The sequence below is a fragment of the Corynebacterium sp. HMSC036D03 genome (assembly GCF_001836185.1).
Taxonomy (GTDB): Bacteria; Actinomycetota; Actinomycetes; order Mycobacteriales; family Mycobacteriaceae; genus Corynebacterium; species Corynebacterium simulans.
Map to the genome: position 1 here is coordinate 15,362 of NZ_KV827747.1, position 12,993 is coordinate 28,354.

The 12,993-nt window shown below is 59.5% G+C and carries 14 protein-coding genes; 8 read left to right on the top strand and 6 right to left on the bottom strand.

All coding sequences use genetic code 11. The features are described from left to right. Positions 1–23 precede the first annotated feature (23 nt). The gene (locus HMPREF2692_RS09585; RefSeq protein WP_070518263.1) at positions 24–851 is read left to right on the top strand and encodes a DUF6928 family protein; all 828 of its coding nucleotides are present in this window, start codon (positions 24–26) and stop codon (positions 849–851) included. Here HMPREF2692_RS09585 and HMPREF2692_RS09590 read toward each other — a convergent pair. The 3 genes from HMPREF2692_RS09590 to HMPREF2692_RS09600 form a co-directional block, all read right to left on the bottom strand. Next, entirely contained in the window at positions 812–1,624 is an 813-nt protein-coding gene (locus HMPREF2692_RS09590) for a TrmH family RNA methyltransferase (protein ID WP_070518264.1), read from the bottom strand. The two genes, HMPREF2692_RS09585 and HMPREF2692_RS09590, sit on opposite strands and share 40 nt — an antisense overlap. A 5-nt stretch (positions 1,625–1,629) precedes the next feature. Beyond that, positions 1,630–3,033, bottom strand: coding sequence for an NCS2 family permease (locus HMPREF2692_RS09595; RefSeq protein ID WP_070518265.1), 1,404 nt, complete (start codon positions 3,031–3,033; stop codon positions 1,630–1,632). Between the two features lie 96 nt (positions 3,034–3,129). Next, positions 3,130–3,780, bottom strand: coding sequence for a DUF3027 domain-containing protein (locus tag HMPREF2692_RS09600; RefSeq protein ID WP_061921139.1), 651 nt, complete (start codon positions 3,778–3,780; stop codon positions 3,130–3,132). A gap of 38 nt (positions 3,781–3,818) precedes the next feature. On the opposite strand from HMPREF2692_RS09600, the gene HMPREF2692_RS09605 reads away from it, so the two are divergent. Next, a complete protein-coding gene (locus tag HMPREF2692_RS09605) occupies positions 3,819–4,658 on the top strand; it encodes a glutaminyl-peptide cyclotransferase (RefSeq protein ID WP_070823488.1) in 840 nt (279 codons plus the stop codon). Positions 4,659–4,669: 11 nt separating this feature from the next. Beyond that, on the top strand, positions 4,670–5,275 hold the full coding sequence (locus tag HMPREF2692_RS09610) for a DUF2771 domain-containing protein (RefSeq protein WP_062035626.1): 606 nt from the start codon (positions 4,670–4,672) through the stop codon (positions 5,273–5,275). A gap of 83 nt (positions 5,276–5,358) precedes the next feature. Here the strand turns inward: HMPREF2692_RS09610 and HMPREF2692_RS09615 are convergent, their stop codons facing one another. Beyond that, on the bottom strand, positions 5,359–5,739 hold the full coding sequence (locus tag HMPREF2692_RS09615; protein ID WP_061921135.1) for a cold-shock protein: 381 nt from the start codon (positions 5,737–5,739) through the stop codon (positions 5,359–5,361). Between the two features lie 373 nt (positions 5,740–6,112). On the opposite strand from HMPREF2692_RS09615, the gene HMPREF2692_RS09620 reads away from it, so the two are divergent. Beyond that, positions 6,113–6,727 carry a resuscitation-promoting factor Rpf1 domain-containing protein gene (locus HMPREF2692_RS09620; RefSeq protein WP_062035627.1) on the top strand — a complete coding sequence of 205 codons (615 nt, stop codon included), beginning with the start codon at positions 6,113–6,115 and terminating at the stop codon, positions 6,725–6,727. A gap of 197 nt (positions 6,728–6,924) precedes the next feature. Here the strand turns inward: HMPREF2692_RS09620 and HMPREF2692_RS09625 are convergent, their stop codons facing one another. Beyond that, a complete protein-coding gene (locus HMPREF2692_RS09625) occupies positions 6,925–7,110 on the bottom strand; it encodes a hypothetical protein (protein WP_061921131.1) in 186 nt (61 codons plus the stop codon). Positions 7,111–7,176: 66 nt separating this feature from the next. On the opposite strand from HMPREF2692_RS09625, the gene HMPREF2692_RS09630 reads away from it, so the two are divergent. The 4 genes from HMPREF2692_RS09630 to HMPREF2692_RS09645 all read left to right on the top strand — a co-directional run bounded on the left by HMPREF2692_RS09630 (position 7,177) and on the right by HMPREF2692_RS09645 (position 12,731). Beyond that, positions 7,177–9,261 (top strand): helicase-associated domain-containing protein, encoded by a 2,085-nt coding sequence (locus HMPREF2692_RS09630; protein WP_070823485.1) that lies wholly within the window; start codon positions 7,177–7,179, stop codon positions 9,259–9,261. Between the two features lie 71 nt (positions 9,262–9,332). Continuing rightward, the gene (locus HMPREF2692_RS09635) at positions 9,333–10,964 is read left to right on the top strand and encodes a DNA repair helicase XPB (RefSeq protein WP_061921127.1); all 1,632 of its coding nucleotides are present in this window, start codon (positions 9,333–9,335) and stop codon (positions 10,962–10,964) included. A 4-nt stretch (positions 10,965–10,968) separates the two neighbouring features. Next, the gene (locus HMPREF2692_RS09640; protein ID WP_061921125.1) at positions 10,969–11,607 is read left to right on the top strand and encodes a DUF3239 domain-containing protein; all 639 of its coding nucleotides are present in this window, start codon (positions 10,969–10,971) and stop codon (positions 11,605–11,607) included. Beyond that, positions 11,607–12,731: an aminotransferase class I/II-fold pyridoxal phosphate-dependent enzyme gene (locus HMPREF2692_RS09645; RefSeq protein ID WP_061921123.1), complete on the top strand. Its 1,125-nt coding sequence runs from the start codon at positions 11,607–11,609 to the stop codon at positions 12,729–12,731. Before HMPREF2692_RS09640 ends, HMPREF2692_RS09645 begins: the two co-directional genes overlap by 1 nt. On the opposite strand, the gene HMPREF2692_RS09650 is transcribed toward HMPREF2692_RS09645, so the two are convergent. Then, on the bottom strand, positions 12,712–12,993 hold a 282-nt coding region (locus HMPREF2692_RS09650; protein ID WP_141761322.1), incomplete at its 5' end, for a DUF2200 family protein. The genes HMPREF2692_RS09645 and HMPREF2692_RS09650 overlap by 20 nt on opposite strands.

Sequence of the window (12,993 nt, forward strand, 5' to 3'; positions counted from 1 at the left end):
AAGTAATTAAGCGAGTTTTTACCGTGAACCCTAAACCTGTTCTCACTCTCTGGTACGTCACTGTCGAAGATCCCGCTGCTGTGCTGCGGGAGGAGCCAAAGGCCGATCGCGGCTTTGGCCGGAAATTCTTGGCACAACTCAATCCCAACCTGCCCGTAACCCCCATCGGGCAATTTCCTCTCAATCGCTCTGCCCAGGCTGGCGATAGCGAGTACTACATCGGCGGATACCCTGGCGTTACCGTGGTTCAGACGGTCATCGAGGAAGAATCCATGGTTCTCTCGCGCCTTCCAGAGCAACTCTTGAAGGCGGTTCCCGCGCTCGAAATCTATGCCTTCGTCTCGCAGGAAAGCACCGGCTATGCCGGTTTTGCGCACTGGACGGCCGGTGAGCTCAAGCGCTGCCTGTGCGGTACGCGCTTTAACCTGCAGGAAGACTCCGGCCTACCAGAGCCCTTTGAGGCGCCGTTCTGGGCCGGCGAAAAATACGATCCGGTCGGCGGTATCTCTCTGCCTTTCGAACCACAGGGCATCACCGAAGCAGCGCAGTCTTATTGGCTCGGCGTGGAAGTAAATGACCAAGGCCCGGATCTCGACGTCGTGGGTTATGCCACCGACGGACGGCCCGAGCCCAAGGTCGCGCCAAAGAAGCCGGAGCGCAGCCTCGGCACCATCGCCTCTGCTTCCGTGTCCAAGCTCGGCTTCAACGACTACGACGATTACGAGGCCCACGACCAAGAACCAGAGTCCACTGGCGAGGAAATCCTCGAAACCGCCAAACGCCTCGGCGGGCTAATCAGCAGCTACGTGCGTCAGACCTCGAAGTCAATTCGGGAGCGCTGGCGCTCATAAAAAGCGATGGCTGCTGAGGTAGCCACGTTGAGCGAATCTGTACCTGGGGCCATCGGTATGCGTGCGCGCACATCGGTGGCCTTCATCGCATGTTCGGTAAGGCCGGGGCCTTCTGCGCCCACGAGCAGAGCAGCCTTAGAAGCGCCCCTGAGCGCGTCTGCCAGGTGTACAGCCTCTGGGTGCGGGGTCAAGGAAACGAGGCGGAAGTCGGCGTCGCGAAGCGCCTGCAGGGAACGCTGCCACGTAGTGTATCCGCCGTTCAGATGGGCAAAAGGCAAACGCAGCACATGGCCCATGGAAACGCGCACCGAGCGACGATAGAGCGGGTCTGCTGCGCCCGAGCCCAACAGCACGGCGTCAACGTCCATGCCCGCCGCGTTGCGGAAGATGGCGCCGATATTTTCGTGGTCACCCACGCCCTCAAGCACCACCACGGTGCTTGCCGTCTTCAAGATCTCGTCCAAGCTCGGCTCTGGCGCGCGGTCTGCGGCAGCCACCAGCCCACGGTGCATATCAAAGCCGGCGACGGCCGCGAGAGTTTCTCGCGAGACCTCGTACATCGGGCAACCTGGATCCCCATACTCTTCCACGTAGGCATCCAGCTTTGCGCCAAAACCTACGACGCAGCGCAGCGGGAAACGCGAGTCAGCCAGGCGGGAGACCACCAGATGACCTTCGGCAATGACAAGCCCCTCACCTTTCTTGTCCGACTTATTCAAGTCACGGACGTCATCAAGGCGAGGGTCTAAAGGGTCAGCAATTACTTCACGCATGCACGCTAGCTTAGCGCGTTGGTCAGCGGAGCCATGCCGAAGTAGACCACGAAGAGCGCGGCGATGAGCCACATGAGCCAGTGCACCTGCTTTGCCTTACCGGCAAACGCAGACATCAGGGCGAAGGCGATGAAGCCCACGCCGATGCCGTTTGCAATGGAGTAGGTAAACGGCATGATCACGATGGTGAGGAAGGCCGGGATGGCAACTTCCATCTTGGTCCATTCGATGTCCTTGAGCTGGCTTGCCATCATTACGCCGACGATGACCAAAACCGGAGCGGCCGCTTCGATAGGAACGATCTCATAGAGCGGAGTCAAAAACATCGCGAGCAGGAAGATGACACCCGTAGTGATGTTGGCCAGGCCGGTCTTCGCGCCGTCGCCAATGCCGGCTGCGGAATCCGCAAAGACGGTGTTGGAGGAAACCGAGCCCAGACCGCCGGCAATGGCGCCGGCGCCTTCTACCACCAGTGCGGTGCGCATGTCTGGCAGGTTGTCATTCTCATCGACCAGACCCGCCTGCTTGCCCAAGCCATTCATGGTGCCCATGGCGTCGAAGAAGTTCGTCAGCAGCAGGGTGAAGATAAGAAGTACGGTGGCCACGACGCCGAGCTTGGTAAAAGCACCCACGAGGCTGACCTCGCCCACGATGGACAGATCCGGCAGACCGCCGAAGGAACCAGGAATCTCTGGTGTTGCCATGCCCCAGTCCTCAGAGCCGAAGATGGCCTGCAGAATCATTGCGATGACGGTGGTGATGACGATGCCCAGGAACAGGCCGCCGCGGACCTTGCGGATAACCATGAAGGAACAAAGCAAAAGGCCTAGGACGAAGACGAACGCCGGCCAGGTGGAAACAGAGCCATTGATGCCAAGGCCCACCGGAACCGTGGTGTGCGCTGCATCGGGGACACGCGTTACAAAACCGCCATCAACGAAGCCGATGATGGCGATGAACATGCCGATTCCCACGCCCATCGCAGCCTTCATCGAGGCCGGAATGGCATCGAAGACCGCTTGACGGAAGCCCGAGATGGCGAGCAAGACAATGATGATGCCTTCGAGTACCACCAGGCCCATGGCGTCTTTCCACTCCAAGCCCTTTGTGGAGACCATGGTGACGGCAACAAAGGTATTCATACCCAGGCCCGCCGCCATGGCGAATGGATAGCGCGCAATCGCGCCGAAGGCAATGGTCATGATGCCGGCGATTAACGCGGTAGCTGCGGCGACCTGCGGAATGCCCAAGGTATGGCCCGCAACATCGGGCGAGGTGCCGAGGATGAGCGGGTTGAGAAGAATGATGTAGGCCATCGCGAAGAACGAGACCACGCCGGCGCGAACCTCAGTTCCGATTGTGGAACCGCGTTCAGAGATTTTGAAATAACGATCGAGAGCAGCGTTCATCGCTTTGAGACAGCCCCTTTACCTAGTGCCAGGAGGATTGAGTTTTACTGGCCTTAGTAAAGTATTTGCGACTCCAGAAAGCAAACCACGAAAGCGCTAGTAGATAGGTTTTTCGTCATCAAAAGCGGTTTCGGTCACGGATCCTTCTTCCCGGATTTTTGTCTCCGAATGCGCGCCGCATCCGTAACTTGCGTGCACTACACGGCCATCGGCCGAAAATTCGTTAGCGCACACACCAAAGTTATCCATCAGCTCCAAATAGAAAGCACAGGTCTTACACTGCAGCGGCGCTTGCGCGGCCATCTCGGTATTAGGGCCAAAGGAGCCAGTGCGCCACCTCTTTTTCGCCTCGTCTAAGCCTTTTACGGAAAGCTTGCCGTCTTCCAAGCGTTCGTCGTAAGGCGCAGGCGGCATCAGATCGCCCGGGCCCAAATCTCCCGGACGCACGCGCTCGTTATACGGCACCCACTCCGGGGCTTGCAGTGCCTGTTGCCCCGGCACCAGCGCTACCTCGTTAACGGTGATAAAACGCGAGCCCTCCGCGCAGGCCACAACCGCTTGCCATTCCCAGCCTGGGTAGCCTGGCATATCTGCTTCAAAGCGATGGGTTGCGACGTTTCGGCCTAGCCCTGCGACTCCGCGGTGCTTGCCGACGCCGCCCTCTCCTACTTCTTCCACTGCAGCGCGAGCGATGCGCACGGCGGTCTTGTTAAGAAGTGGGTTCGTTGGCTCATTCTGCTTAGTCACGCACTACATTATCCATGACATCGTGCACAATGACTTCCATGGGTTCTTCTAAATCTTCTCTCGCTTTGACTTCCACCGCCGTTTTAAGCGCGCTTAGCGCAATCGGCCTGCTTTCCGGTTGCAGCAGTTCAGAGGGCGATTCGCCGGCTCAAGAAGGAACAAACGTGCCACGCGAAGTTGAGCATCTATCCGTTTCCATCAAGGAACACACTGACATGCTCCCCAATTCTTTTACCCAGGGCCTCGAAGTTGATCCCGAGGGCAAGCTGTTGGTGGGAACAGGACTATACGGGCAATCCCGGTTACTGCGCCTGCAACCCGGCGCGAAGGCACCCGAGCAGGAAGTGTCACTGCCCCCTTCTTTGTTCGGTGAGGGCATCACGCAAACCCAGGATGCGATTTGGCAGTTGACGTGGAAGGCGGGCGAGGCCATCAAGCGGGATCCCGTGACCTTAGAAGAGACCGGCCGCGCTCACTATGAAGGCGAGGGCTGGGGATTGTGTGCCACGGGCGAGGATAAATCTGAGCTCATCATGTCTGATGGAAGCAACGAGCTGCGACATCTTGATGCCCAAACTTTCGAAGAGACTGCACCGCGGACCCCCGTTACCCTGGAGGGCCAGGCGGTAGAAGAGATTAATGAGTTGGAGTGCGTGGACGGCCAGGTCTTTGCGAATGTGTGGATGAGCGAGGATATTTTGCGCATTGATCCCACAAGCGGCGAGGTCACCGCGGTTATTGATGCTGCAGGACTGAATAAATCTGGGCCGCAAACCCAAAACGATGTACTCAATGGCATCGCCCATATTCCAGGAACGGAAGAATTCTGGATTACTGGTAAGCGGTGGGTTGATTTGTATCGCGTGACCTTCGAGTAGGATTCTTTGCCATGGCAACCCGTAAGGAAGCAAGGAAGAAGTCACTGCTGCAGCTTTTGGCGCTGATTATCGCCGTGGCAGTCATTGTGGTCTCCGTGGTCTTATTCCAGAATTGGTGGAATAGCCGCCCAGGTCCTGAGCCGCAGGACATCACCGTCAAGGCCAGCGTGGGTGAGAAGAGTCTCGACGTTGCACCTTATATGGTCTGCGAGCTGGGCACCGAATGCCCTGAGGGCGAGGCTCCAAACCTCACCGTGGGCAAGGATGACACCCTGCATCTAGAGATCCCAGAAGAGATCTCCAACCACGAGTGGCGCATCCTTTCCATCTACGATGACCCGGCGGCTAACGACGAGCAGATTCACGGCGCCGGCGATTCTTCCACCGTGGACGTTCCGGGTTCTGTTGACCCCATCAAGGCCTCTACAGGAAAGCGACCGCGCCTGATGGTGGTCGAGATTTCCTCGCTGATGATTGGCACCGATGGCAAGGGCGAGGAGGCGCCGTTTAGCACCGTGTGGTCCCTTTCCACGATGTCTGACAAGGAGCTTGCCGAGGCCACAAAGACCGCTGCACCTGATAAGCCCACCGAGCCGAGCAAGGCTGCTTCCAAATAAACGCAGCCTGCGAAAAAGCGCGAGCCCAACTTCTAGATTCCCACAAGGGGAGACGAAGTTGGGCTCGCGCTTTTGCTTGATTTTTAGCTATCCAAATCCTTGGCGATGGCACGCAGGATTTCAGCGACCTGACGGCCAGTCTTGCGCTCTGGGTAGCGCCCCTGCGCCAGCACCGGCTGCACCTGGGTTTCCAGCAGCGTCATTACATCGGAGAGCATGCTCGACAGCTCGTCCGGCTTACGGGAAGGAGTGCGGCGGCGCGGCTTGTCCAAAACCTTGACACGCAGTGCCTGTGGACCGCGGCGGCCTGCCGCGAAATCAAAGTCGATCCGCTGGCCTTGGACCAGCTCGTCGACGCCCTCGGGCAGCACGTTGCGGCCGACGTAGACATCCTCATCGCCGGGGTTGCTCACAAAGCCGAAGCCCTTGTCAGCATCAAACCACTTAACTTTGCCGATTGGCACGCCCCTACTCGCTTTCTTACTCGGGAATAAAGAGAATTATTCTAACTCCTATAACACAGCAATTAAAGTTGCTGTCACATAAACAACACACGTTACATCGGTGATCTAATTCACATTTTCGTCACGACCTGCGGAAATGCGATGCGCTCTCAGAGGAAAGACGCCATACCGAGTCAGCTACGTGACTATTTCGTTATAAACCGTTACTGTTTGAGGAAGGCACTTGGCCGCCAGCGAGGAAGTCTCGCCCCCACACGCAGTCCGGGCTTCCCCGTGGCGGCCGATATTTGTGCAAGACAACTTTAAAGCAATTACTTTTGCCGGACTGAGCACAACGTGGGCGCGAGAAATCTAGAGAAGAGGAATACTTTTAATGGGACGCCACTCCGCTAAGAACAACTCGTTCGCTACCAAGTTCGCAGCTTCCACCGTCGCCGTCGGCGCCGCTGCAGCCATCATGGCACCGACCGCATCCGCTGCTCCGGATTCCGACTGGGACCGCCTCGCACAGTGTGAGTCCGGCGGAAACTGGGCAATCAACACCGGCAACGGCTACTACGGCGGTCTGCAGTTCTCCGGCCAGACCTGGTCCGCATTCGGTGGCGGTCAGTACGCACCGACCGCAAACCAGGCAACTCGCGAGCAGCAGATCGCTGTCGCTGAAAAGATCCTGGCTTCCCAGGGCTGGGGCGCATGGCCCGCTTGCTCCGCTTCCTTGGGCCTGAACTCCGCGCCAACCCCGCGTGACGCCGCTCCGGCTCCGGCTCCAGCACCGGCTCCAGTTCAGCAGGCAGCTGCACAGCCTTCCGACGAGCTGGCTGTTGACGCTCTCTACAAGATGGTCGAGGACACCGCAGCTAAGTACGGCCTGGCTATCCCGGCTGAGTTTGCAAACCAGTACAAGGCAAACCGCCACAACTTCGACGCGTTCTACTCCGCGAACCGCCAGTTCATCGATCCGATCGCTCAGCTCATCGAAAACCTCTAAGGCTTTTCAAACTAAAGCTGCGCAGATTCGCGTTTAAAGCTCCCAGCCGCAGGTGGAACTTTCCAGTTCCTTCTGGCTGGGAGCTTTTGGCTTTCTTAGCGTACGAAAAATGGCCCCACCACAAGGCGGCCGCTGAAGGGCGCGCGGTGGGGCTAGGCCTGCGTTAGGCTAAAAGCTTTTCTTCTAAGTAAGAGCTTTTAGCGGTTAACGCGGGTGTATGGGTGCACGTAGTTGAGCTTCTCCGCCGGCATTGGCAGGATCAGATCGTCACCGAACGGGCTGGATGCACCAGCGAACGGCGCGTAGATTTCGGTAATTGCGTGCTCGCGATTTTCATTTTTCGGCCAAGCCGGGGATACGAAGCCATTCTTCTTATTCGACATAGGCCTTATTATTCCAAACCCCGGCCCAAAAAGTAACTCAATAACCCACTAAACTTATTCGCCACCATGACCCCACCTCACAGCACTTCCTCCGCGACGGTCCAATTCCGCACGTGGCTTGCAGATCTTGACCAAGAGCAGCTTTCGACGCTGCTTGGCTATCGCAGCGATGTGCTCTCACCGCTACCCCCGGGAATCGCCCCGTTGGCAACGCGCCTTAGCCTGACCACTTCCCTAGCGCGCGCACTCGCGCAGTGCGATGCCGAGTTGCTTGCTACTGCCGAGGACATCGCTTTGCGGGGCGGCGAACTGGAACCCGTAGAGATTTTGGCCCCAGAGCCAACCGCACGGCTGCTCGAGCGGGGCCTCGCATTCGAAGTGGAAGCACAGGGCGTATGCCTTGCCCCAGGGCTCATGCAGGCGCTTCCCACCGGGTGGTCGCTGCTGCATCAGAGCACCACCAACCCCGAGGAGATCGCGGCACTGCCCGAGGATGAGGCACGGATTCTGCAAACCCTGGCCGCCTCTGGCGGAGTGGGCGCTACTCGCGACGCAGCTCCCGATGCTGATCCCACGCGCCCAATCCCCCGCCTTTTAGCCAAGGGCATTCTCACCCGCGTCGATTCCCGCACCGTGCGCCTGCCGCGCGCCGCCCGTCGCGCGCTAGAGGGACACAGCCCCGAGCTCATTCCGCTGCGCCCAAGCGGCCGTGCCGGCACCCCGCCACTAGAGAAGAAGACGGGGGAAGCAGGCGCCGCCGCTGGGCTGCAAGTAGTTCGCGAGCTGGAAAGACTCATCGATCTTGTCGGTGCTCGACCCATCGAGCTTTTGAAAGACAAGACTGTAGGCGTTCGCCCGCAGGCCCAACTCGCCAAGGAACTCGGCATCCCAGAGCCGGAGCTGCGCCGCCTGGTTTGCCTCGGCTTTTCCGCTCGTCTCCTAAGCCGCGGCGAACCGAAGGGCTTGGAGGGCAACTTCTTAGCACCTACCCAAGGCGCACAGGAATGGCTAGATGCCGGCCTGTCTGAGAAGTGGAGCCTGCTCCTCGATGCCTGGCAGTCCTCTACCTGGCAACCTTGGGCCGAAGGCCGCCTGCTTTCCACCGAAAGCGTCTCTGAGCATTTGGCCCGCCACCGCCGCACGGTGATGGACGTCTATGCCCACGCCTCAGTCCCACTTAGCAAAGAGGAATTTTCCGAAGAGCTGCGCTTCCGCGCCCCGCTTTTTACAACGCACACTAAGTCCTCCACCATCGATGCCCTCGTTGCCGAAGCTGAATGGATCGGAGCCATTGCGCTAGGCCAAGCCACCCAGGTGCTGCTGGATCCTGCGGCCACGCATACCCTTACCCCGGAAGAAGTGGACTACTTCATCATCCAGGGCGATCTCACGGTCTTGGTTCCCGGACCGCTAGAGGCCAGCGCGCATCGCCGGTTGGGAGATCTCGCGGACTTGGAATCGCCAGGCCTAGCCAGCGTCTACCGTATTAGCGAGTCCACTCTGCGCCGCGGCTTGGACGTAGGCATGACGGCGCAAGAGATCACCGACTTCTTCGCCGCCCACAGCGAGGTGCCTCAAACCCTCGAGTTTCTCATCCACGACGTCGATAGGCGCCACGGCACGCTGCGCTCCGGCCCTGCGCTGGCGTACCTCCGCAGTGAAGATCCCGCCCTTCTCGAAATGGCGGTGCGGGCGGTGCCAGAACTGCGCCGCATCGCTCCTACCGTCGCAATATCGCAAGTGCGCGTCGGTGAGCTGCTGGAGAAACTGCGTGCCCACGGACTTGCTCCCGCCGGCGAAGATGAAACAGGCGCTTCCCTGAATATGGCGCTCGAGCCCTACGCACTACCCACTCCGGCGCCTCGCAAGGCTGGCCCCACTCGCCCGGATCCGACGAGCGTCGCCAAGGCTCTGCTTGATACCGAATCACCCGCGCCCACCGCAGCGGACGAATCCAGCCTCGACGTCCTTCACGCTGCTGCCCGCGGCGGGCGCCCCGTCAAGATCACCTATGCGGATAAGAACGGCAATTCTAAGTCCAGGACTGTAAAGCCGCTGTCCGTCGCCGGAGGTCAGGTCGATGCCACCGGCACCGATGGTTCCACCATCCGCTTCCCTTTGCACCGCATCACTGCCGTGGAACTCGCTTAGCGCCAGCAGGGCGATCGGGGCTATACTTTTGGCTTTCTACCATTGGCGAACCTGTACAAAGGAGCAAGTAGATGCCCGGACCGCTCATCGTGCAATCTGACAAGACGGTGCTCTTGGAGGTCGACCACGAAGACGCTGCCGCAGCCCGCATCGCGCTTTCGCCCTTTGCAGAACTAGAGCGCGCGCCAGAACACGTTCACACATATCGCATCACGCCGCTGGCGCTGTGGAATGCCCGCGCCGCGGGCCACGACGCCGAGCAGGTGGTCGACGTGCTCGAGCGTTATTCGCGTTTCCCGGTTCCGCAGGCGCTGCTTATCGACGTCGCGGAGACCATGTCGCGCTACGGCCGCGTGCGCCTCCACTCGCATCCGGCGCATGGCCTCATCTTGGAATCTGCCGAGGTTCCGATCCTCGAAGAACTCGCGCGGCACAAGAAGGTCAGCCAACTGCTGGGCGCTCGCATCGACGGCAACACCTTCGCCGTGCCACCTTCGCAGCGCGGCCGCCTCAAGCAGGAGCTGCTCAAGGCCAACTGGCCGGCCGAGGATCTTGCCGGTTACGTCGACGGCGAGTCCCACCCCATCTCTTTGGTGGAGGAAGGCTGGGCGCTGCGCGATTACCAATCCTATGCCGCAGAATCCTTCTGGTCCGGTGGATCCGGCGTGGTCGTGCTGCCCTGTGGTGCCGGCAAGACCATCGTGGGCGCGGCGGCGATGGCCAAGGCCCAATCCACCACGTTGATCCTGGTTACCAATACAGTGGCCGGACGCCAGTGGCGCAACGAGCTGCTGCGGCGTACCTCGTTGACCGAGAACGAGGTTGGCGAATACTCCGGTGAAAAGAAAGAGATCAAACCGATCACAATCGCCACCTATCAGGTGGTAACCCGCAAGACGAAGGGCGAATACCGCGCCCTTGAGCTCTTCGACTCCCGCGACTGGGGTCTAATCATCTACGACGAGGTCCACCTGCTTCCTGCTCCCGTGTTCCGCATGACTTCGGATCTCCAATCGCGCCGCCGCTTGGGCCTTACCGCCACGCTCATCCGCGAGGACGGGATGGAGGGAGACGTCTTCTCCCTCATCGGCCCCAAGCGCTACGACGCCCCGTGGAAGGAACTCGAAGCCGCCGGCTACATCGCCACGGCGGAGTGCATCGAGGTACGCGTTGACATGGACGCCGAGGAGCGGATGCTCTATGCCACGGCGCAGGCGCGGGATCGCTACCGAATCGCGGCGTCGTCAAGCGCAAAGCACCGTGCCGTGGATAAGATTTTGGCCAAGCATGCTGGCCAGCAAGCACTCATCATTGGCGGTTACGTAGAGCAACTGGAAGAACTCGGCTCGCACTTGGGCGCGCCAGTAATCGACGGCAAGACCTCGAACTCCAAGCGGGAAAAGCTCTTCCAAGCTTTCCGCGACGGCGAGGTACAAACACTCGTGGTCTCCAAGGTGGCAAACTTTTCCATTGATCTTCCCGAAGCTGCCCTAGCTATTCAGGTCTCCGGCACCTTCGGCTCGCGGCAGGAAGAAGCCCAGCGCCTAGGACGCCTCTTGCGCCCAAAGGAAGACGGTAAGGAAGCAAAGTTTTACACCCTCGTCACCCGTGATTCCGTGGATGCGGACTATGCGCTCCACCGCCAGCGCTTCTTGGCGGAACAGGGATACGCGTACCGTCTCGTCAACGAAGTAGACTTATGACCTGATGAAGATTTTCAAGTTTCAGGTCGACGAGACCTACGCCAAGAAGAACAATGAACTCCTGCGCGATTCCGCGCGTCTGCGCAACTCCGGCCTCATCATGGGCTTGCTGCTCATCATCGGTGCCGCTGCGGTCTACATGACTGTGGATGCGGACTGGGGATTTACCATTGGCCTCGGTATGTTGCTCTTCGGCATCCTCGTGGCCATCGTAGGCGTTGCAGCCGCGCGCCAGGTTGGCACCGCACAGCACCTCTATGATTCCTACCCGCTGGCACCAGCAGTGGTAGCTGAGGTCAACGAACGTGACATGGTGCTGATGGCGCTAGTGAACACCAACGTTGATCCCGGGCTTCCGCCGCGTTGGGCAGCTTGCCTGCGCACCGTTACTTCCGTGCCAGGTGTCAAGCGCACTGTGGGCACAAAGCTGCCGGTTGCCGCAGTTTCCGGTCACCGCAACAACAGCGATAAAGAACACTGGCAGCAGGTCACCCCGATGCCCATTGCATGGGGCACGCCGGACGCTGAGGTCGTCACCATGGCGCGTAAGGCAATCCCGGAAGACCAGTGGCAAAAGCTTGACCGCGCCCGCAAGCGCCTCAATGATGTGAAGGCCACCCGTTACGATCTCTTAGTGCTCTAATGACGGTTAAACGTCTGCAGCAATTTGGCGAGACCATCTTCGCCACCATGACCCAGCTGGCAATCGATAATGACGCCATCAATCTGGGACAAGGCTTCCCGGACTCTGATGGGCCAGAGCGCATGCTGGAGATCGCGCAGGAGCAGATTGCGACGGGAAATAATCAATACGCTCCCCTGCGCGGGCGCCCTGAGCTTATCGACGCCTTGGCACACCACTACTGCGTTGCACGCAAGGCCATCGTGGTCACCGCGGGCGCAACGGAGGCCATCACCGCGACCGTGCTGGGACTCGTAGAGCCGGGCCAAGAGGTCATTGTGCTGGAGCCTTACTACGACGCCTACGCCGCCGCCATTGCGCTTGCCGACGCCACCCGTGTCCCCGTCCCGCTCAAGCCTTCCGGAGAAAGCTGGGATCTCGACGTCGATGCTGTGCGCGCCGCTGTGACAGTTAAGACCGCGATGGTGATCGTCAATTCTCCGCATAACCCCACCGGTTCAGTATTTAGCCGCACAGCACTAGAGGGCCTCCGCGATATCTGCGTGGAGCATGACTTGCTCGTGCTTTCCGACGAGGTCTACGAGGACCTCACCTTCGGGTCTGCCACGCACGTGGACATCCAGCGCATCCCAGGCATGGAAACCCGTACGGTCAAGGTCGGCTCGGCGGCTAAGTCCTTCAACGCCACCGGCTGGAAGACCGGCTGGGCCATTGCCCACCCAGAGCTCCTCGATGGCGTCATCAGAGCAAAGCAGTTCATGACCTTTGTATCTGCCACGCCTTTCCAAGCCGCAGTGGCCCACGCGCTGGTATATGAGCGGGGCTGGCAGAAGGCCATGGTGGAAGAGCTGGCCGAATGCCGCGACATCCTAGTTGATGGCCTAAGTAAGGCCGGCTACCAAGTCCACGAGACTCAAGGCACTTACTATTTAGTCGCCGACGTGAGCTCCTCTGGCATGGACGGAGTTGAATTCTGTACAAAGCTCCCCGAGACACACGGGGTTGCTGCCATCCCGCTTGCTGCCTTTGCCGATAACCCCGAACCATGGCGCTACAAAGTCCGTTTCGCGTTCTGTAAGCGCCCTGCGGTAATCAAAGAGGCAGTTAAGCGTCTGAGCGCTTGATCTTCTCCAAGGCCTTACCCTTCGCCAGTTCGTCAATTAGCTTGTCGAGCTGGCGAATTTTTTGCATCACTGGGTCCTGCACCTCCTGAACTTTCACGCCGCAGATACTGCCGGTGATAAGAAAGCGATGCGGATTCATCTCTGGTGCTTGCTCGAAGAACTGCTCAACAGTAAGTTCCCCAGCCGTGTCGATTTGGGGTAGTTGGTACCGCGAGTCCGCGTAGTTGGTACCGGTGTTCCACGTATCCGGTACTGCAAGGGG

What these genes read in the sequence shown, in the direction of transcription:
- HMPREF2692_RS09595 (WP_070518265.1), bottom strand. Translation starts at nt 3,033, where the DNA reads ATGAACGCTGCTCTCGATCGTTATTTCAAAATCTCTGAACGCGGTTCC.
- HMPREF2692_RS09590 (WP_070518264.1), bottom strand. Translation starts at nt 1,624, where the DNA reads ATGCGTGAAGTAATTGCTGACCCTTTAGACCCTCGCCTTGATGACGTC.
- HMPREF2692_RS09625 (WP_061921131.1), bottom strand. Translation starts at nt 7,110, where the DNA reads ATGTCGAATAAGAAGAATGGCTTCGTATCCCCGGCTTGGCCGAAAAAT.
- HMPREF2692_RS09630 (WP_070823485.1), top strand. Translation starts at nt 7,177, where the DNA reads ATGACCCCACCTCACAGCACTTCCTCCGCGACGGTCCAATTCCGCACG.
- HMPREF2692_RS09620 (WP_062035627.1), top strand. Translation starts at nt 6,113, where the DNA reads ATGGGACGCCACTCCGCTAAGAACAACTCGTTCGCTACCAAGTTCGCA.
- HMPREF2692_RS09635 (WP_061921127.1), top strand. Translation starts at nt 9,333, where the DNA reads ATGCCCGGACCGCTCATCGTGCAATCTGACAAGACGGTGCTCTTGGAG.
- HMPREF2692_RS09610 (WP_062035626.1), top strand. Translation starts at nt 4,670, where the DNA reads ATGGCAACCCGTAAGGAAGCAAGGAAGAAGTCACTGCTGCAGCTTTTG.
- HMPREF2692_RS09645 (WP_061921123.1), top strand. Translation starts at nt 11,607, where the DNA reads ATGACGGTTAAACGTCTGCAGCAATTTGGCGAGACCATCTTCGCCACC.
- HMPREF2692_RS09640 (WP_061921125.1), top strand. Translation starts at nt 10,969, where the DNA reads ATGAAGATTTTCAAGTTTCAGGTCGACGAGACCTACGCCAAGAAGAAC.
- HMPREF2692_RS09605 (WP_070823488.1), top strand. Translation starts at nt 3,819, where the DNA reads ATGGGTTCTTCTAAATCTTCTCTCGCTTTGACTTCCACCGCCGTTTTA.